This is a genomic window from Chloroflexota bacterium (assembly GCA_035652535.1).
Taxonomy (GTDB): Bacteria; Chloroflexota; UBA6077; order UBA6077; family SHYK01; genus DASRDP01.
Genome location: DASRDP010000093.1, coordinates 25,608 through 44,001 on the forward strand (window position 1 = coordinate 25,608; position 18,394 = coordinate 44,001).

The 18,394-nt window shown below is 66.6% G+C and carries 15 protein-coding genes; 8 read left to right on the plus strand and 7 right to left on the minus strand.

Features of this window, described 5'->3' with window-relative positions; translation table 11 throughout:
- Positions 1-104: 104 nt before the first annotated feature.
- Together VFC51_11110 and VFC51_11115 are read right to left on the minus strand one after the other, a co-directional pair.
- Positions 105-1,751 (minus strand): ABC transporter substrate-binding protein, encoded by a 1,647-nt coding sequence (locus VFC51_11110; GenBank protein ID HZT07570.1) that lies wholly within the window; start codon positions 1,749-1,751, stop codon positions 105-107.
- 326 nt (positions 1,752-2,077) lie between these two features.
- Entirely contained in the window at positions 2,078-3,226 is a 1,149-nt protein-coding gene (locus VFC51_11115; GenBank protein ID HZT07571.1) for a Rieske 2Fe-2S domain-containing protein, read from the minus strand.
- A gap of 209 nt (positions 3,227-3,435) precedes the next feature.
- Between VFC51_11115 and VFC51_11120 the strand changes: the two genes are divergently transcribed.
- A complete protein-coding gene (locus VFC51_11120) occupies positions 3,436-4,503 on the plus strand; it encodes an LLM class flavin-dependent oxidoreductase (protein ID HZT07572.1) in 1,068 nt (355 codons plus the stop codon).
- 3 nt (positions 4,504-4,506) lie between these two features.
- Positions 4,507-5,370, plus strand: a complete 864-nt coding sequence (locus tag VFC51_11125; GenBank protein ID HZT07573.1) for an alpha/beta hydrolase — start codon at positions 4,507-4,509, stop codon at positions 5,368-5,370.
- A 196-nt stretch (positions 5,371-5,566) separates the two neighbouring features.
- Here VFC51_11125 and VFC51_11130 read toward each other — a convergent pair whose 3' ends face one another.
- A complete protein-coding gene (locus VFC51_11130; protein HZT07574.1) occupies positions 5,567-7,276 on the minus strand; it encodes an ABC transporter substrate-binding protein in 1,710 nt (569 codons plus the stop codon).
- A 16-nt stretch (positions 7,277-7,292) separates the two neighbouring features.
- The gene (locus VFC51_11135) at positions 7,293-9,044 is read right to left on the minus strand and encodes an ethanolamine ammonia-lyase reactivating factor EutA (GenBank protein ID HZT07575.1); all 1,752 of its coding nucleotides are present in this window, start codon (positions 9,042-9,044) and stop codon (positions 7,293-7,295) included.
- Positions 9,045-9,311: 267 nt separating this feature from the next.
- On the opposite strand from VFC51_11135, the gene VFC51_11140 reads away from it, so the two are divergent.
- From VFC51_11140 to VFC51_11155, 4 genes are all read left to right on the plus strand, one after another.
- On the plus strand, positions 9,312-10,610 hold the full coding sequence (locus VFC51_11140) for a Rieske 2Fe-2S domain-containing protein (protein HZT07576.1): 1,299 nt from the start codon (positions 9,312-9,314) through the stop codon (positions 10,608-10,610).
- Positions 10,611-10,686: 76 nt separating this feature from the next.
- Positions 10,687-11,112 (plus strand): transcriptional regulator, encoded by a 426-nt coding sequence (locus VFC51_11145; GenBank protein HZT07577.1) that lies wholly within the window; start codon positions 10,687-10,689, stop codon positions 11,110-11,112.
- A 32-nt stretch (positions 11,113-11,144) separates the two neighbouring features.
- Positions 11,145-11,345 (plus strand): hypothetical protein, encoded by a 201-nt coding sequence (locus tag VFC51_11150; protein ID HZT07578.1) that lies wholly within the window; start codon positions 11,145-11,147, stop codon positions 11,343-11,345.
- A gap of 69 nt (positions 11,346-11,414) precedes the next feature.
- Positions 11,415-12,311: a VOC family protein gene (locus VFC51_11155; GenBank protein HZT07579.1), complete on the plus strand. Its 897-nt coding sequence runs from the start codon at positions 11,415-11,417 to the stop codon at positions 12,309-12,311.
- Between the two features lie 106 nt (positions 12,312-12,417).
- On the opposite strand, the gene VFC51_11160 is transcribed toward VFC51_11155, so the two are convergent.
- Positions 12,418-13,308 carry a hypothetical protein gene (locus VFC51_11160; protein HZT07580.1) on the minus strand — a complete coding sequence of 297 codons (891 nt, stop codon included), beginning with the start codon at positions 13,306-13,308 and terminating at the stop codon, positions 12,418-12,420.
- Between the two features lie 127 nt (positions 13,309-13,435).
- Between VFC51_11160 and VFC51_11165 the strand changes: the two genes are divergently transcribed.
- Both VFC51_11165 and VFC51_11170 read left to right on the plus strand, forming a co-directional pair.
- Entirely contained in the window at positions 13,436-14,941 is a 1,506-nt protein-coding gene (locus VFC51_11165; GenBank protein ID HZT07581.1) for a diguanylate cyclase, read from the plus strand.
- A gap of 377 nt (positions 14,942-15,318) precedes the next feature.
- Positions 15,319-15,597: a hypothetical protein gene (locus VFC51_11170; protein ID HZT07582.1), complete on the plus strand. Its 279-nt coding sequence runs from the start codon at positions 15,319-15,321 to the stop codon at positions 15,595-15,597.
- Positions 15,598-15,643: 46 nt separating this feature from the next.
- On the opposite strand, the gene VFC51_11175 is transcribed toward VFC51_11170, so the two are convergent.
- Together VFC51_11175 and VFC51_11180 are read right to left on the minus strand one after the other, a co-directional pair.
- On the minus strand, positions 15,644-15,787 hold the full coding sequence (locus VFC51_11175) for a hypothetical protein (protein ID HZT07583.1): 144 nt from the start codon (positions 15,785-15,787) through the stop codon (positions 15,644-15,646).
- A gap of 742 nt (positions 15,788-16,529) precedes the next feature.
- Positions 16,530-18,254: an ABC transporter substrate-binding protein gene (locus VFC51_11180; GenBank protein ID HZT07584.1), complete on the minus strand. Its 1,725-nt coding sequence runs from the start codon at positions 18,252-18,254 to the stop codon at positions 16,530-16,532.
- Positions 18,255-18,394 lie beyond the last annotated feature (140 nt).

The window sequence follows — 18,394 nt, forward strand, 5'->3', positions numbered from 1 at the left end:
TGGCGCCGGTTGCGAGCACAGTCGCCGTCGTCAAGCGTAGCCCGTGAACAGGATTGCCACTCCGAGTGGGTCAATTCCCTCCATGGTGCCCTTAGGGCTCTGGGCTAATCGAGGTCCCAGAGGTATGCGTTGCGCGTGTACGAGCCGTACGGCGCCCCAGCCCCAGCGCCGCCGGCGAAATCGGCGAAGGCCTGCACGCCCTTGCGCATGCCGATGTTGTCCGCCTCGAACATCGTCACGAGGTAGGGCATCTCCGCGACGATGAAGTCGCTGATCGCTCGAACGGCTTGCCGCTGGTCCCCGGGCTTCATGCTGTGGTAGTAGGCGTCCACGAGACGGACGGCCCGGGAATCGTCGTAGCCGGCCCGATTGGCACCCGCCCAGCGCGTCTCCGGGCCCGAGGGGTCCTTGAGACGGCCAAAGGTCGAGTCGTCGTAGTTGGCCGTCGTCTCCCATCCGGGGTAGCTGGCGCGATACTGATTGTCCCGCGTGAATGCCGCCGGCACGATGGTCTCCTCCACCTCGAGCCCGACGCGCCGCCAGTAGTCGGCGATGGCGGCGATCTCCTTGTCCGAGCCGGGCGTGGACCAGATGGATGTCTGGAACCGACGTCCATCCGCGTTTCTCAGCAATCCGTCCGGCCCGGGCGTCCAGCCTGCCTCGGCCAGGAGGGTTTTCGCTCGGTCCGGATCGAACGCGAATGGCTTGAGCCCATCGCGCACGGCCTCGTAGTTGCGGTCCTCGGGGGGCAGGATCGAGGTCGCCGCCAGCTCGGCATGGCCGTCCTGTAGCGCGGCGGATAGCGCGGGCCGGTCCAGGGCAACGTACAGGGCTTGCCGCACCGTTGGGTCGAGGTTCGCCGGCTCCTTCTGGAACTGCGCTCGATACTGAGGGATCAACATCCGCACGTACCCGGTTGTCAGGAGCACCGTTCCCTGGCCCGACTTGTCCCATTGGTCCTTTAACTGAAATCCGACGTCGGGGCTCATGGCGAGGTCCATGAACACGTCCACCGCGCCCGCGAGCAGGTTGGCCAGGAGCGTATTCTCGTCGCCGAAGGTCTTGAGGTAGACGACGTCGATCTTCGGTCGACCAAGGAAGTAGTTCTCGTACGCCTCGAACTTCAGGCCCTCTCCCGGATCAAACGAGGTGAGCCGGAACGGTCCAAGGTTGACGTAGCCGCTCGTGAAGTAGGGCTGGTTGATGAAGTCGTCGGCGTTTTTTGTGCTCACGTATTGGTCGTAGCTGTCCTGGAGCAGGTGCTGGGGATAGGGCCAGAAGAGTCGAAGCCCCAGGGAGTCGGCCAGGTAGTACGGGCTGCTGAAGACGAACACGAACGTCTGGTCGTCCGGCGCCTCGGTCGTGGTCACGAGCTTCATGGCGTCACGATTCACGAAGGGCAGGCCTGGGTCGGTGTTCACCTGATAGGAGAAGGCGAGGTCGCGCGACGTGAACGGCGCGCCGTCTTGCCACGTCACACCCGTCCGCAGGTGGTACGTCGCCCGCATGGTGCCGTCGGGCTGGACCACGATGGAGCCATCGTCGAAGGACGGCGCGCGCTCGGCAAGCCGGCCCACCGGAGTCCGCGAGCTGGTGTCGGAGGTCACCAGACCCTGCGAATGCAGCTCACCCGCGGACATCCACCCGCCGGCCGTGGTCGTCGTTCCTGCGAGCCCGAAGGCCCGGACGGTGCTGGTGATGCCGACGGTCAGGGTCTTCACGCGGTGCGAGCCCGGCGTCGCAGGCGCCACACCTTCGCCGGGGCGCTGGGGGGATGGCGCGCCCGTGGTACACGCCGTCATCAGGAGCGCGACGGCTACGAGAAGTGTGTGGCGTCCAATGAGCTGCCCGTGCGACGGAGGCGCGCACCCCGCTCGCCTCGCCCACCGCGAGGAGCCCAGCGCCACCCCCGCTCGCCTCGCCCACCGCGAGGTGCCCAGCGCCACTCCCGCTCGTCTCGCCCACCGCGGTGGGCGAGGCCGGCCGCCGGCCGCCGCAGGGGGCCGCGACCGGGTGAGGGCAACCCGGGCCCTCCACCACGACCGGAGCAACGCTGTCCACCGGGATCCTTGCCAGCTCATACGCGCGCCCGACCCACGCTCAACCGCCTCGTGCGTCGCCATTCCTTCAAGGGGCGCCCTTCGGCCAGGTTCCGCAACTCGCGCTGCCACAGGTTGCGCAGCATGATGACGGTCACATCCTCATAGCCCTGGTGCCACTGGCTGCGATCCGGAAGCGCCCCCTGTCCGACCTGAGAGACGTAGTCCTGCATATTGAACAGCCGGTCGGGATGCTTGTGCCGGTCCTCAATGTCCTCGATCCTCATCTCACCGCGCAGCACCGCTTCGGCGATTTCGGCATAGGGAGGGAGCGTTGCTGCCTCCGCCGCCCGCGTCGCCCGCCGCTCCAAATAGGATGGGCGCGCTTCTTTGGGCATATGGGTGAAGTTGACGCCAAATGTCGTGCAGTGCTCGTCGTCAATGGGCACGCGGAATGCGAGAGCTTCACGCCACGCCTCCGGACCCAGCTCGGGCGCGGTCCGCGTCGCGTAGCTGCCCAGCGGCATGAGGTAGTGCGTTTGGGACTCGGGCCAGAGGGTGGCGCCCTCTGGGAGGGTCACGAACGTCGTGTACCCATATTCGGTCTCCTCGCACCGGACCCGCGGGATCCCGATGCGCCCGGCCGCGATGTACGACTCGCGATGGACCCAGGCGCCGTGGAAGGGATCGTTCTCCAGCGAACTGAAGACGTTCATCGGCCAGGGCGTTGGGTACGTGTAGTTCTCGCGGATTCCCTCTTCATCGTCCTCGAACTCCGGGAAACGCGGAAGGTCGGGCGGCTCCCCTTCGCCCAGGTACGCGAACACGAGGCCGAGGTAGTCTTGGGCCGGATACGAGCGAATTCGGATCCGGCCGCAAAATGGCTCGGGCTCGGCGGGCTGCTCGGTGCATTGTCCGTCGGGACCGTACTTCCAGCCGTGATAGAAGCAGCGGATCTGGTCTCCCTCGACCCAGCCGGTCGAGAGCTGCGTACCTCGATGGGCGCAGCGGAACGCGACCGCGTGAGCGTCACCGCCCTCACCGCGGTAGAGGGTGAAGTCCTCGCCGGCGATACGGACGGGCTTGGCTCGCCCGGCGATCAAATCCTCCGAGCGATGGATGGGGATCCAGAAACGCCGCAGGTAGCGGCCCGCCAGCGTCCCTGGCCCGGTCCGCCAGAATTCCATCCATTCTCCTGTGGCCGCGCTGTGCTCGTTGGGCATCCGACACACCCCGTGAACTGGTTTCTGTCCCGCGCCCCGGGCAGGAGCGGGTGCTTCTCGCCGTAATAATAGTCGCGGCGACCTCGAGCCGAGGGGTCGAGTGGCTGCTCGACCGACGGTCCCACCAGCAGGCAGGCCACGCGCGGTAGAATCGCCGCACAAGGAGGCGGTGCGTGGAGTTCGGGATCTTCTCCAACGGCGAGCGCCGAAACGCGGTGGCGGCCGATAGCTACGACGAGGATCTGTACGAGATCCAGCTCGTTGACCGCGCTGGCTTTCGTGAGGCCTGGATCAGCGAGCACCTCCGCGGGGTGCAGTACACGAGGCCGGACGCCCTGTCGGCAGCCGACCTTTTCATCTGCAAGGCTGCGGCCCTCACGAAGCAGATTCGGCTCGGGCCGGGCGTTCGGCCCATTGCCCTTTATCACCCGATCCAGGTCGCGCTCGAGGCCGCGGTTTGCGACCACCTCACTCGCGGGCGCTACCTCTTCGGGTTGGGCGTCGGGCTGCCCAACGACAACGGCATGGCCCAGCGCGGCATTGGCGACGATAGCATGCCGTTGCGCCGTGCCCGAATGCACGAGGCGGTCGACCTGATCCTCAAATGCTGGTCATGTGACGAGCCGTTCGACTACCAGGGCGAGTTCTGGCACGGAAAGAACATCCAGGTGATGCCGAAGCCCTACACCCGGCCCCACATGCCCGTCGGCGTGGCCAGTAGCACGACCCAGGGCACCGTGGAGCTGGCCGCGCGGAACGGCTTCATCCCGATCCTGAGCCAGTACGACAACACGGAGCACATGCGCGCCCACGCCGACGCGTACGTGGCGGCGGCGCGGGCGGCCGGACGCGTCGCCCGACGCCGCGACATTCGCGCATGCCGCCTGGTGTACGTCTCGGACAGCGTGAGGAAAGCGAAGGACGAGCTGCGCGAATCGATCGCGCCGACGATCGCCGAGCACGTTCGCCAGTTCCCGCGCTACTACGAGAAGTTCCTGCCACCCAGCGGCAGACTCGAGGACATCACCTGGGACCACCTCGTGGACTCCGGCTTCTACTTCGTCGGCGACCCGGACACGGTCTACGAGCGGATCGTCGAGCACTATCAGGCAAGCGGAGGATACGGCGTGCTGCTGCTGGTGATGGGGAAGGACTATGGCACGCGGCGCCTTCGGACCCGCTCCCTGCGTCTATTCGCGCGCGAAGTGGCACCGCGGCTACAACACCTCTCGCCCGACTGACGCGTGCGCAGTGTCTTCATCACGACCGCGGACGGGGTCCGACTCCCGTTCGATTGGTACCCCACAGACGGCCCGGAGCGCGCGGCGCTCCTCGTTATCCACGGGTATGCGGACCATGGCCTCCGCTATCGCGCCGTCGCCGAGCGCTTTGCGTCGGAGGGTTTCGCCGTGGCGACGTACGACTTTCGCGGGCACGGTCGCGCCGAGGGCCAGCGCGGCCACTGTCAGTCCTTCGACGAATATCTCACCGATCTGGAATGCGCGCTGGCCGCGGTGCGAGCGACGGACCCGCAAGCGCCGATCTGCCTCCTGGGGCAGAGCCTGGGATCGCTGATCGCCCTGCGGTATCTCTCCAGCTCAGAGCGAGAATCCGGCCAGGTGTTCGCCGCGATTCTGACCTCGCCCTACATCGCCCTGGCGATGCCGGTCTCGCCCATCAAAGTCGCGCTGGCGCGCCTCCTGAGTGGACCGTTCCCGCGCCTCACCATGAGCAACGGGCTGCGCGGCGAGGTCATCAGCAGCGACTCGAACCTCGGGCGCGACTTCGACTCGGACCCGCTCGTCCACCATGCGGCCACCGCGCGCTGGTTCACCGAGACGGCGGCGGCCCAGGGCGCCATTCTCGACGCGGTAGGCCGGCTGTCCGTGCCGACCCTCTGGCTGGCTGGAGACGCGGACCGGATCGCAGATGTCGCCGCGACGCGCGCGGCTTACGCCCGGGCGGGCGGGTCGAAGCGCCTCATCGTGTACGACGGTCGGTCGCACGAGCTGTGGAACGAGGCGGACGGCGACGCCGTTTTTCGGGACGCGCTCCGGTGGCTCGATGGCGAACTCCGGGAGGGTGGGATGCCCGCGTCCCCGGGGTGACCTTGCCACCCCCGCACCGACCCGCCCCCGTCGACGTCGAGGGAGAGGGAGGGATCCTTCCCCCCTTTTCTGGGGCGGGAGGGCTCCCTCCACCCTTGCGAGGAAATGGCCTGGCTTGAGCGCGCCGAAGGGCTGCGATTGGGAGGGTCGCTCACGCCCTCCGGGGCCATTGCCCGGGCGGAGGGGCGAGCGCGGGTCAGCTCCCGCCGGCCGTCCAGCGGTGCGCATCCCACACGTCGCCCGGTGAGCTGACGTTTTTCAGGCGGCTGGACACCACCGTCGGTGAGATGTCCCAGAACATGCCAAGCACGACGAGCTGGCTCGTCATGATCTGAACGATCCGGCCCAGCACCTGCATTCGCTCGGCCACCGGCACGGTGACAAAGTATCGATCGATAAGCGAATCCAGCTCCTCGTTCTTGTAGCGCGGCCGGTTGATGCCCGTGTAGTTGTTCTCCGGCAGCGGCGTGTAGCCGCCATAGAAGCGCTCGACGTTCTTCGCGCCTCCGGGCTGGCGCACGACCTCGAACGCTGGCCGCGTCGCGCGATACTCGCGGTCCGACTCGCGCTGCTGCGGCACCGCTACCTGGTCCACCCCCACGCCCACCTGCTGCCAATCGTCCGCAAGCGCGTACATCGTCTTCATCTGCGTGTCGTCGGTGGCCGTGCTGCGAATCTCGACCGTCAGACGCTGGCCGGTCGCGTCGCGGAACGTTCCGTCCGACCCGCGAACGTAGCCAAGCCCCTCGATCGTCTGCGCGGCCGCCGGTGGATCGTAGGCGTACTTGACGATACTCGACTCGATGGCGCTCCTCTCGCTGGCGGACTCGTTTACGATGCAGTCGGCAATAGGGGCGAGCCCGCCCAGCAGACTGTCGATGAGCTGTCGGCGATTCGCGCCCTGCATCAGCGCCCGGCGGAACTGGACGTCGGCGACGACGGCCGGATTGGGGTTGATGAACTGCGGATACGCGCCGAGGTACGTGGTCGGCGTGCTGTGCTCCACCTTTCCATCGCGCCACTGGTCCGCGAGCTGCGCTCCCCACTCATAGGACAAGCGGCCGCCCAGGGTCAGGTCCACGCCGCCGGAAAGCACGTTCGCCGCCATCGCCGAGGGGTCGGGAATAAACTTCACCTCGATCTGGTCGATCTGAGGCCTCCCCAGGACGAACGCATCGTTCGCGTCGAGGATCACGTGGGTCCCCGCTTCCCATTCACGAAGCTTGAATGGGCCAGTTCCGACAAACTCGCGGTTCCAGTAGGGGAGGTTGACGAAGTCTTCCTTGTCGGTCGTGTAGGTCTTCTCGAGCAGATGTCGCGGCAGCGGGAGGGCGCGAGCGTTGGTGAACATCGTGTCCGCTTCGATGAACGGCCGCTTCCAGTGGATCGTGATGGTCTGCGTATCCGGCGCCTCGACCCGGTCGACCGAGCTGTATGCGACGTTGCGAAAGATCGGCAGCTCGGCATCCTGTTCCACGCTGGCGGTGAAAAGCAGATCCGCTGATGTGAAGGGCGTCCCGTCGTGCCAGGCGGCGCCTGATCGAATCTTCCACGTCGTCTGCATCGTACCGTCGGGATAGACGACCCAGAGCCCGTTCTCCACGGACGGCACCGCTTCCGCGAGCTGCGCGTGGAGTGCATCCGTCGAGTCCTGGATCGCGAGGCCGGCGTTCAGCAGCGTCTCGGTCTCCGAGACGCCGGGCACGCCTCCGGCGCCTGCCGCCGAGTTGAGCTTCGCACTCAGCGTCTTCGGGTCGCCGCGAATGCCGATGGCGATCCGCTTCGGGCCCGCCGTGGGCTGGGCAGGCGCTGGGCCACCGGGCGCCGAGCGCGTCCCGTCCGGCGCGGTGCAGCCGAGGACCACGAGCACGAGGGCAGCGCCAACGACGCGGGTGAGCGCCCCCATGGTTTACGTGGGCAAGTCAGTGGGTGTGCGGGTGATCATGGTCGTGGTGATGGTCGTGATCGTGATCGTGATCGTGATCGTGATGATGATCGTGGTCGTGCTCGTGGTCGTGCGCATGGGCGAGGGCACCCGCCCCGCGGACGAGGCCGGACTCGCGCTCGCGGGCCGTGCTGAATACGAGAGACTTCACCACGACCGGCACCGCGTGCACGTCCTCCAGCTCCTCGCCCAGATCGATGAAGTCCAGATCGCCGAGGGTCACCTCGTCGATGGAGACGATGTCGTAGTCCGGCAGCAGCTCGCGGGTCAGCAGGCTGCCGACCGCGCCCCCGATGTCCGTGTCGAACACGATGGTGAGGGGGATTTTCGCCGCGATGGTGTTCGGCATGGCGGCCACGATCGCCTCGGCGAGGGTCTTGACCCGGTCGTACGAGGGCTCCATTCGCCAGCGGAAGGAGAGGGCGACGGGTCGATCCCCCTCCTCGATGTCGAGGCGCTGCATCGCCTGCTCGATGGCCACCCTGGCCGACTCGACCGTATAGGTCCCATCGGGCATGACGGGCGCCACGACCTGGAGGTTTCGATGCGGCAGGAGCTCGGGCCGCGTGATGTAGATGGTGCTGCCGCTGACCTGCAGCGTGTATTGGCCAGCGCCGATGACGGTCGCGCGGATCATCTGCTCCGAGGTGTCCATGGGCACGCCGAGGCGTACGACGCGGTCGGCGACGGCCTTCCCCAGAAGGATGCCGAGATCGCCAAAGTTTCGCGGCTCGTTGCCGTACACGTACTCAGAGACTCCACCTGAGAAGCTCACGGAGTCAATGGGCCCCGTGTACGTGAGCGGCCCAGTGATCATGAGGCGATTGGCCAGCCGGCCGAGCGGGCGCCGCTCCGCCACGTTGTAGAGGCACTCGGCGAGCAGCTCGGCCATGGCCTTCTGGTGCTCGGGTGAGAGGGGCGCGCCCACGACGAGGGGGATGCCCAGCTCGTCAGCGATGATCTGCCCTGCCAGCTCGATGCGACTCACCAGGCCCTTTTCATCCATCGCCACGAGCCGCGCACCGACGTTGATGGCCGCCGTCTCGAGGACCTCGCCGTCGCGACAGATGGCGAGCTTGGCGGTGCCGCCGCCCATGTCGATGTTCATCACCGTGTGCGACTGTCCATCGCGCCGGGCGGAGCGCGCGCAGGCGCCCGAGCCGTAGGCGGCCATGACCGCCTCCAGGTTCGGGCCGGCCACGGCGCACACGAACTTGCCCGCGTGCTCGGCGAACAACGCGGAGATCGCCTCGGCGTTGCTCTTCTTCGCCGCCTCGCCGGTGAAGATCGTGGCGCCCGTCTCCACGTCGTCGACGGTCATCTGGGCGTCCTTGTACACACCCTGGATGAAGCGCTCAAGCTCTTCTGTGTCGATCGTCGTTTCGTCGACGTACGGGGTGAGGAGGATGGGCGAGCGGAAGGTGATGCCTCGCTCCACGACCTTGAAGCGGCTCGAGAGGGCGATGCCCTGCCGCTCGAGGACGAGGCGGGAAAACATCAGGTGGGAGGTGGAGGACCCGACGTCGATGCCCACGCTGGTGAGGGTGATCCGGTTCCCCGCCTCCTCTGGCGTGAGGATCACCATCTCCTCTTCGCCGGGATGGGTATGGAAGAAGGGGTCGTCGTGGATGTGCCCGAACATCCCCTCGGCATGGTCATGGGCGCCCCAGTGCCCGTGCTCGTGCATCTGGTCGGCCGTTGTCGGGTTTCCGGCTTCCGTTGGTTCCATACTCCTCTACGGTCCTCCGAGCTGAAAATCTCTGCCGTCACGGAACTGCGCAACGTGGGTCAGGCGCGACGTTACCGGCTCCATCCCGCCGATCGGGGGCCCGACGCGACGGAAGTCCTCGCACTCGGAGGCGGAGTCATTGGGTTCGTGATCCGCGAGGCTATTCTGGTGGTACGAGTGTATCTGCAATTGATGGCGATCACAAGAAAATCCAGGGCTTGACGGGAAGGCCGCCGGCGGGCCAGGATGGCATCATCGGAGGGGAGGATGCTGAGCAAAGAACAGAACCAGCTATTGACCCAGACGGACCGGGGAACACCGATGGGCGAATTGATGCGCCGATACTGGCTGCCGGCGCTGCTCAGCGAGGAGATCCCTGCGCCGGATTGCCCGCCCGTCCAGGTGCGGCTGCTCGGCGAGGACCTGGTCGCCTTTCGCGACACGAACGGCCGAATCGGACTGCTCGCCGAAGCGTGCTCGCACCGGGGGACCAGCCTCTTCTACGGACGCAACGAGGAGGGCGGGCTTCGGTGCATCTATCACGGGTGGAAATACGACGCGGAGGGGCGCGTGCTCGACACGCCGGCCGAGCCGGCCGGCAGCACCTTCAGGCAGCGCGTGAGCCATCCCGCGTACCCAACACGCGAGGTGGGCGGGATGGTGTTCGCCTACATGGGACCGCCCGAGCGCGAGCCGCTCTTCCCCGCGTACGAGTGGGCCGGCCTCCCCGCGGAGCAGTGCTACGCGACGAAGGCGATCCAGGACTGCAACTACCTCCAGGGGCTGGAGGGCGAGTGCGACTCGTCCCACCTCTCGTTCCTGCACCGCAGCTTCCGATTCGAGCTTCCCTCCGACACCGCGCCACGCTACGAAACGGAGGACACCGACTTCGGCGTCCGACTCATCGCCCTGCGCGACGCGCCCGGTGGCGCGACGTACGTCCGCGTGTCGTCGTTCATCCTCCCGGTCGCGTGCGCCGTCCCGGTCGGGCGCGGGGGCACGAGCCTCGATACCTCTGAGGGGTACGAGGTGCACTTCTATACGCCGATCGACGATACACACTCGGCGCGATTCGACTTCGGGTTCAATCGGCGGCGGCCCATCGAGCCCGACGAGCCCGTGCGCCGGCGGGCCATCGGTCCCGGCTACCGCCGCTTCGCCAACGCCGCGAACCACTATCTGCAGGACCGAGAGAAGCAGCGGACCGAGAACTACACGGGGATGACGGACTTCGGGTTCGGTAGCTTCCTCGCCCACGATTCCTGCGCGACGGAGAGCATGGGTCCGCTCTACGATCGGAGCCGCGAGCACCTGGGGGTCAGCGACCTAGGCGTCATCTCCGTGCGCAGGCGGCTGCTGGACGTGGTCCAGGCCTTCCAGCGAGGCGAGCAGCCGGCCCACGTGGTGACCGAGCCCGCCCGCAACGTGATGACCCACGTCACATCCTTCGCGGAGATCTCCGATGCGGCCAATTGGCGCGCCGAATATCCGGGCCTCGCGTCGTCGGCCGAGGAGGCGCGAGCGGACGTTCCCGGGCACGCGCGCGTTTCGGTGGCTTCCCGGTAGACTGCGCGCGGGTCGAGGGGGTGCGCGGCAGCGATACGAGTTCCAATGTCACTCGAAGCTCTGAACGGAGCGAGAGATGCGCACGGTCGTTAGCCTCCGGCTCAAGGCCGATCAGGTACAGCGGCTGAGGCGAGCCAGCAGAGCAGTGGGGAAAACACCGTCGGAGACGGCCGCGTTCCTCCTCGGAGAGGCGCTGCGCCGACGCGATTTTCCGTTGATCGACTTCCGCGACTCGCCCGCCGGACGACAAGCGTATATCCTGGGCTCGCGTACGGCCGTGTGGCACGTTGCGAAGCTCGCCCGCGAATTCGGAGGCGACTCCGCCGCGATGGCCGCGTTCCTCGAGATACCGGAGGTGCGCGTTCGGGCTGCGCTCGCGTACGCGCAGTCCTTTCCTCGGGAGATCGAAGCGGCCATTGCCGACAACGAGTGGATCGAAGAGCACGTGTTGCCGCTGACTCCGGGCTCCGAGACGCTCACCGTCAAGATGACGGGCAGATAGCCGGGGCGGGGTTCTGGGCTCCGGGAAGCCCCGTGCGGACGATCCAACCGCTTGCGAAGCGCTGGGCCGTGACACGACTCCATCACGCGGGAATCGCCATCGTCAGCACGCGGACCGTTCAGCAGAACGACCTCAGCGCATTCGTTCGTGGACTCGCCACCTTGGCGGAAGGCGCGGCCGAAGAGTCGTGGACGGACCGCCTAATCTACCTGACCAGCTTGACAGCGACGTAGCGTTGCCGTCAGGATGTGAGGCTGGCGCGCCACGGGACCCGGAGAGCGCGAGCGAATGGAGGACCGGACATGGCTGCAGTATCCCAGCTCGGTTACGTGGGGATCGGCGTGAGCGACGCCGGCGGGTGGAAGAAGCTCGCCACCGAGATTTACGGCATGGAAATCGTCCCCGGCGACGATTCCCGTACCACCTACTTACGGATGGACGACCAACCCCACCGCATCCAGATCCAGGAGAACGGCCGCGACGACATCGAGTTCCTCGGCTGGCAGGTGCCGGACTCGGCGGCGTTTCACGCGGTCGCCCAGCAGCTCGAGGGGGGCGGCGTCAAGGTGACCGCCGGTACCCAGGGCGAGGCCGATGAGCGCCGCGTGGTCGAGCTGTTCCGCTGCGAGGACCCGAACGGCGTGCGGACCGAGGTGTTCTACGGGCGACCGGTCAATCAGCGGCCGTTCCGTCCCAGCCGGGCGATCAGCGGCTTCAAGACGGGCGCGCTGGGGCTCGGCCACGCGCTCATGTTCACGACGGAGCTGGACCGAAGCGTGGCCTTCTACCGCGATCTCCTGGGATTTCGAATCTCCGATTACGTCAACCTGAAGACGCCGGACGGACGGATTCGCGCCGCGTTCCTCCACTGCAACCCACGCCACCATTCCATCGCCTTCATCGAGGCGCCGGCGCCCAAGAAGATCAACCACCTCATGTTCGAGGCCGAAGACCTGGACGACGTCGGCTCCGGCCGCGACCTGGCGCAGCAGCAGGGCGTGCCGGTCATCATCGACCTCGGCCGCCACATGAACGACCGGGTCGTCTCCTTTTATATGGGCAACCCCTCGCAGTGGGCGCTGGAATACGGCTGGGGCGGCCGGCTCATCGACGACGCGACGTGGCAGGTCGAGCAGTACACCGCGATCGATAGCCTCTGGGGGCACCCGCAGCTCATCAATCTCATCCCCCACGACTGAGCGGTTACCGGCGATCGCATCGGGCCCGCCATCAAGGTCGCGTTGTCCGCGTGGCGGCCGCGCGCTCCGGGGGGAGCGCCGATGAGAAGCGGCTCCGCTTGCGCGATCAGAGCGCGACCGCCACCTCGTACGGCGCCTGACCGAGCTGCCCGTCGGGGAAGAGCTGAAGGCTCTCCATCCACCGATGGGTCTGCTCGTACATCTCCCGCGTGTAGTCCTCGAACACGATACGCTCGCCCGGGCCAAAGCCGGTGACGTCCACGATGCTGTGGAGTCGCTCGGGGATGGCCTTGAGAAGGTAGTGCTTGTACCGCTCAGGCTCGAGGTCGATCGCCTTCTGCGCGCGCTTCATGGCTCGGAAGAACTTTTCCACGTCCTCGATTCGCGCCTCATTACTCACCATGTGGCCGATCATGAACGTCGTATCCACGATATTCCGAAAGCCCTGCTGCGACAGAATGGAGAAATCGACGCTGAAGACGTTGACCGCCGGCACTTTGCGGTCGAGCGCCGCGGCCAGGCGGTCCTGCGTCCCGCCGATGAAGCTCAGCTCGATCTCCTCCGGCCGCAGGATCTTGTGGAGGGCCTGCAACGCCGAAAAGTGGCTGCCGGAGTGGTAGCCAACCCCGATGGGTACGCCGATCAGATCGGCGGGCTTCCGAATCGGGGATTCTGGCGGAACGAGGATGCCGGCCGGCGCGACGGAATACGCGTGGCCCCACATGCGACCATGCCGGGCGGACGAAGCCATGTTCACCGCCCAGTGGCAGGCGGAGTTGATCTCGCACGCGCTCCCCTGCTCCATGGACTCGAAGGCGCCCGAACGCACCTGGGGCGCCCCGCCGTCCACCGTCTGCACGCTCGCGTAGCCGCCGCGGGAGACCATCATGGAATCGGTGACGAACTCGTAGTCGAGACCCTCGTCCCGAAAGTAGCCATTCTCTTCAGCAACCCATTCGTGCAGTCGGCTGTGGGGCTGAATGCGGAACCTGCTCATGATCGGCGCCCCCTCTTGCTCGGAATACCCGACTGTAGGCAACGGCGCCGCGATGTGTCAATGACAGCGTGATACACTGGCCGCCAACGAATCTCCGTCGAGACGCTTATCCAACGAGGACGGCCGCGTGTCGATCGAAATCCCACAGCACAGACAGGAGATCGATGACCGCGACCGGGCGCTTCGCACGCTCGCCGAAATTGGCTCGGCCGTCCTCGAGGCGTTCGACTCCGGCGCTGTCGTCGATCTCGTCCTCGACAAGGCAATGGTCGTCGGACACTTTGACTTGGGCATCCTCCACATGGTTCGTGGCGACCGCCTCGAGGCGGTCGCAGCACGGGGCTTGAATGATCCCAGTCACGCCCAGTCGTACAGCCGGTCCGCCGAGGCCGGAGGCAGAGAAGCGATGTTCAACGTGATCGCCAGACGGGAGCCGCTCGTCGTGGAGGACGTGCAATCCTTCGACGGACTGCGGGTCTTCAAGGCTGAGGATGCTCGATCAGCGATCGTCGTTCCAATTCAGGCAAGAGCCGAGGTGCTCGGAGTGATCGCCCTGGGGAGCCGTGAGTCCAGGCGTTTCCCTCCACCCACGGTGGAGCTGCTCGCGGCTATCGGGAGCCAGCTCGGCCTCGCAATCCAGAAGGCGCGGCTCTACGAAGAGATGCAGGTCGCCTTTGCCGAGCTGAGGCGCACCGAAGAACAGCATGCGCGCCTCGCCGCCATACTGGAAGCGACGCCTGACCTCGTCGCCATAGCCGACGCGGCCGGGCGCCGGCTCTATCTCAATCCGGCCGGGCGTCGGCTTCTGGGTATCACGGCCAGCGACGATATCTCATCCGGCCGGCTCGACGACGACCGACCCGATTGGGCCAGGCAGCAATTCCTCCGCGAGATACTCCCGGCTGTTACACGCAATGGCGTGTGGTACGGCGAGAGCGCTTACCGCGATCGGGAAGGGACAGAGATCCCGGTATCGAAGGTGGTGCTCGCGCACAGGGCTGAGGACGGCACGCTCGCCTACTACTCCACCATCGCCCGCGACATCAGTGGACGCAAACGAATGGAACGGGAGCTCGAGGAGCGCGCGCGCGAGCTCGCTGAAGCGAACGTCCTGCTCGCGGAGCGGGCTTCTACGGACACCCTCACGGGGCTGTCGAATCGCGACCATGGGGTAGAGCTTCTGCAGAAGCTCATCGCGCTCGCCCGTCGTCAGGGCATGCCCCTCGCGTTCGCATTTCTCGACATCGATCACTTCAAAGACGTGAACGACCGATACGGCCACCCCGTCGGCGACGAGGTGCTCCGCCAGCTCGGATTGCTGCTGAACGCATCATTCCGGGGAGAAGATGTGGTAGCGCGGTGGGGCGGCGAGGAGTTCCTGGTCGCCATGTTTGGGACCGGCAAGGCGCAGGCCGTGAAGCGCCTCACAGCCGTGCTCAGCGATTTCCGCGACTTTCCGTTTGCCTCGTCCGATGAAAGGCTCTTCCACGTCACGTGTAGCGCGGGCGTGGCTGAATTCCCGCGCGACGGGACCGATCCCAAAGCCCTGCACCTCGTGGCCGACGAAGCGCTGTACGCGGCCAAGACGGCCGGCCGCGACCGAGTCGTCGCCGCGCCCGACGCGAGGTGCTGACGGATGAGTCGACCGCGCTGCCGTTGAGGGCAGCGCCTGCGCCGGGCACCTCAGCCGAAGTCGTGTGCTCAGCGCAAGCGAGGGGCTGCTCGCTCAGGTCGCGCGCATCGTTGAGGACTTCATCCGCGCGGGACGCTGGGCGAGAGCAAGCACGCTCAGAACGTCGTCAGCGCCGTCACGTCGGGCTCCACAAACGACCTGGTGCCGGTGTCCGATCCGGAGCGGCCCGTCCGTAGCACGGGCGACATGGCGCCGTGCTACACGGGCAGGCCGTGCGGCGCGACCAGCCATTCCCAGGTGAACTTCTGCGTCTACGACAGCACGTCGGAGGCTCGGAGGCGTTCCAGCGCGACCGCGGCCCGCTGGTGGCCGCGGGGGTGAAGAACGACCATCTGGGGTTCGACGTGACCTACGTCTTCAACAGCGTCGACCACCGATACGTGCCGGACTTTCTGGTGCGCCTTGCCGGCGGCGCGACCCTCGTGCTAGAGGTCAAAGACAGGGACAGCCAGCAGAATCAGACGAAGCGCGATGCACTGGCCGAGTGGGTCGGGGCGGTCAACCGGCACGGCAGCTTCGGCCGCTGGACATGGGACGTCTCGCCGGGACGCGGCCGACGCGCTCGACATCCTCGCGAAGCACGCCGAGGCAGTTGATCAGATCCGGCCGGGGTGAGGAGCGCGTTGCCGCCCTTTGACCTGGTCAATCATGAGGCTTCTCTTGCGCCGGGGGCGCGGCTCCGTTACGCGCGTCTGGCTTGGGTTCGGTATGAGGCGTGATTTTTTCGCCAATGTCGGCCAGCTTCTCAACGACGGCCGTGGCCAGTTTGTTGAGCGCCTCCTCCATCGGACATCCCCTTCCTGTCTCTGATTAAGTCTATTGCATAGACGTAGGCTGTGAGTTTAGCCAAAGGCGCCCACGTGGTAGCCTCACCGGTCACGAACCATGGCCATAACGTTTCTGCGAATACGGCCTTCCCAATTGGTGCGCTGGCCACGGCTGGACCAAAGAGCAGGCCCGCGGCAACGGTTAGTCCATGCGTGAAGTGCCCGCGGCGCAGCTCGAGGACAAAATAGGCAAACGGCGTTAGCGCCAGCACCCCCATGAGCGCTCCAACGATTAACGAACCCCATGTAGGTGGCATCGGGGGTAGGATACCGCAACTAGGCGTCTGTCAAGCAGCGCCCGTCGTCGGTTGTGCCAGTCAATCCACACCTAGCCCGTGCGCGAGCACCTCGTCTTGTCAGCAATCGAGAGGTCGGGCATGCTGGAAGGCGTGTGCCGTAGCTTCGAGGGAGCGGCGATGGGAGGTCCAAACGGCCAGGTCGTCGCTGGCGAAGAGTCGAGCGGGCTCGCCCGTTCGGGACGCCGGCCTCTGATGCCAGAAGGTCGGTTGTGTCGATCTCCCAATTCTGGTACGCGCCGCGGCCCTGGGTTCCCTCCATCCGATGAGCCATTTCCGGAGAGCATCGACTCGACGTCCCAGACGGACCGACGATTGTAGAGGTGCCGCACCCGATCGCGGTCCGGGCGCGGCCCGCGCGAGGCCGGCGGCCCATCCACCGCTCCTCCCCCTCGTGACCGGCGTCTACCGCATCTCCCACTCGTGGATGTTCCAGAAGTTCGTCGACGTGTTGGCGATGCCAAGCGCCGGGCCCGTCACCGTCGCCAGGTTGGCCATCACGTTGAAGTCCCAGTAGATGGGCCACGCGGGCAGCTCATCGCTCACCATCTTCAGCATCTGCGCGGCGATGCGATCGCGCTCGGCGCGGTCGAGGGTCACGTTGTACGCGTCCCACAACCGGTCGTAGTCGGGATTCGACCATGCGCCGCGGTTCGCGCCGGTCCACCCATTCTCCGGCTTCCCGATCTGGCGGCTCGTCAAGTATTCCAGCGTTCCTCGCTCGCTTCCGCCCGCCGCCCCGGGCGTCGAGATGCCGGGAAACGCGTCGCGCACTTCGTTCTGCCGCACCTGCACGGCCGGCAGGATCGAGAGTTGCACGTCGATGCCGGCGCGCTGCCACGTGTCGGCCATGATGGCGCCACCCCGCTCAAACTGCGTCCCCGTGAGGACCTGGAAGTCGGGGCGAAAGCGCTCGCCCGCTGGATTGGCGAAGTACCCATCGCGATCCTTCGCGAACCCGGCCTCGCTCATGTCCTGCTCGGTCAGACGCGGATCAAACGGATACTTGGTCACGGTCCGGTCGATGAGATCGTAGTTCGGCGTGCCCGGCAGGGCGAAGTGCTGCGGATTGATGCTCTGGCCCTCGAAAAGGGCGTCGTTCAGTCCCTGGAGGTCGAGGGAGTGCACCAGCGCGCGCCGCACCCGCACGTCGAACAGCGCTGGCGTGCGCTGGAACTCCGGCCGAAACTGCACCAGATTGTTCACGAGCCGCGATGGCGCCATCGACACGACGCCGCGCTTCGTCGCGCCCCACTCACGCTGGAGCACCAGCGCATGCTCGAAGCGCAGCGTGATCCCGGTCGCGACCTGGATCGACTCGGACAGGACGGCCGAGAGCACCGTGTTTTCGCTGTCCATGATGCGCGCGACCACCCGATCGACCTTGGGTCGGCCCAGCGCGTATCCCGCGAACGCGGAGCCTTCCAGCTCGGAGCCCGGCTCCAGGCGCTCCAGCCGATACGGGCCAGCGCCGACGTAACCGTCGTTCCAAAAGCGGTGGTTCACGAAAGCGTCCCGCGCGCCCGCGTCCTGTTGGAACGCTTCGAAGGCGTTGGAGAGGATGTGGCGCGGCAGCGGCGGGAATTCGTCCTCGGTGAGCTTGTCGGCGTCGGGATACAGCGCGCTCCAGTGAAGGACGACCGTCTGCGGGTCGGGCGCGGTCACCTGGTCGATGTGGTCCTGGGGCGCGGGCGAGAAGATCCCGAGCCCTGGTGCGGTGTAGGCGCGCCAGGCGAAAACGAAGTCGTCGGCCGTCAGCGGCTCGCCATCGTGCCACGTGAGGCCCGGTTTTAGCCTCCAGGTCGTTTCCATCCCGTCCGGGAAAACGCGCCAGCTCTCCGTGTTGAGCTGGGGGACCTCCACCGCGAGCTGCGGCTTCAGCGCGCCGGAGCCATCGACGAGCGCCAGCCCCGCGTTGAAGAGCGGGCGGTACTCCTGCCCGGCCTGGGTAAGCGTCTTCGTGCATAGGTCGTTTTTCTCGTAGCGGAACGCGAGGATCATGGTGCGCGGCTCACTCCGCGTCGCCCCGGTGGACGCCGGAGACGAAGCCGCTCCGCCCTGGCGCGCGGTCGGCTGCGCGCACGCGCCGACGAGCACAATCAGTCCGACGATCGCTGCCGCTCGATGCATGTCAGTTCCGCCCAATCCGCCCCGTTTTCAATTCCGATCACCCTGGCCCTGTCGAAGGGTGCGGTGACACTTCGCGCTGACCTCGTCGAAGCGCGCCGCGCAGCCCTCCGCCCGATGCCGAGAGCGGACGACATCTTACC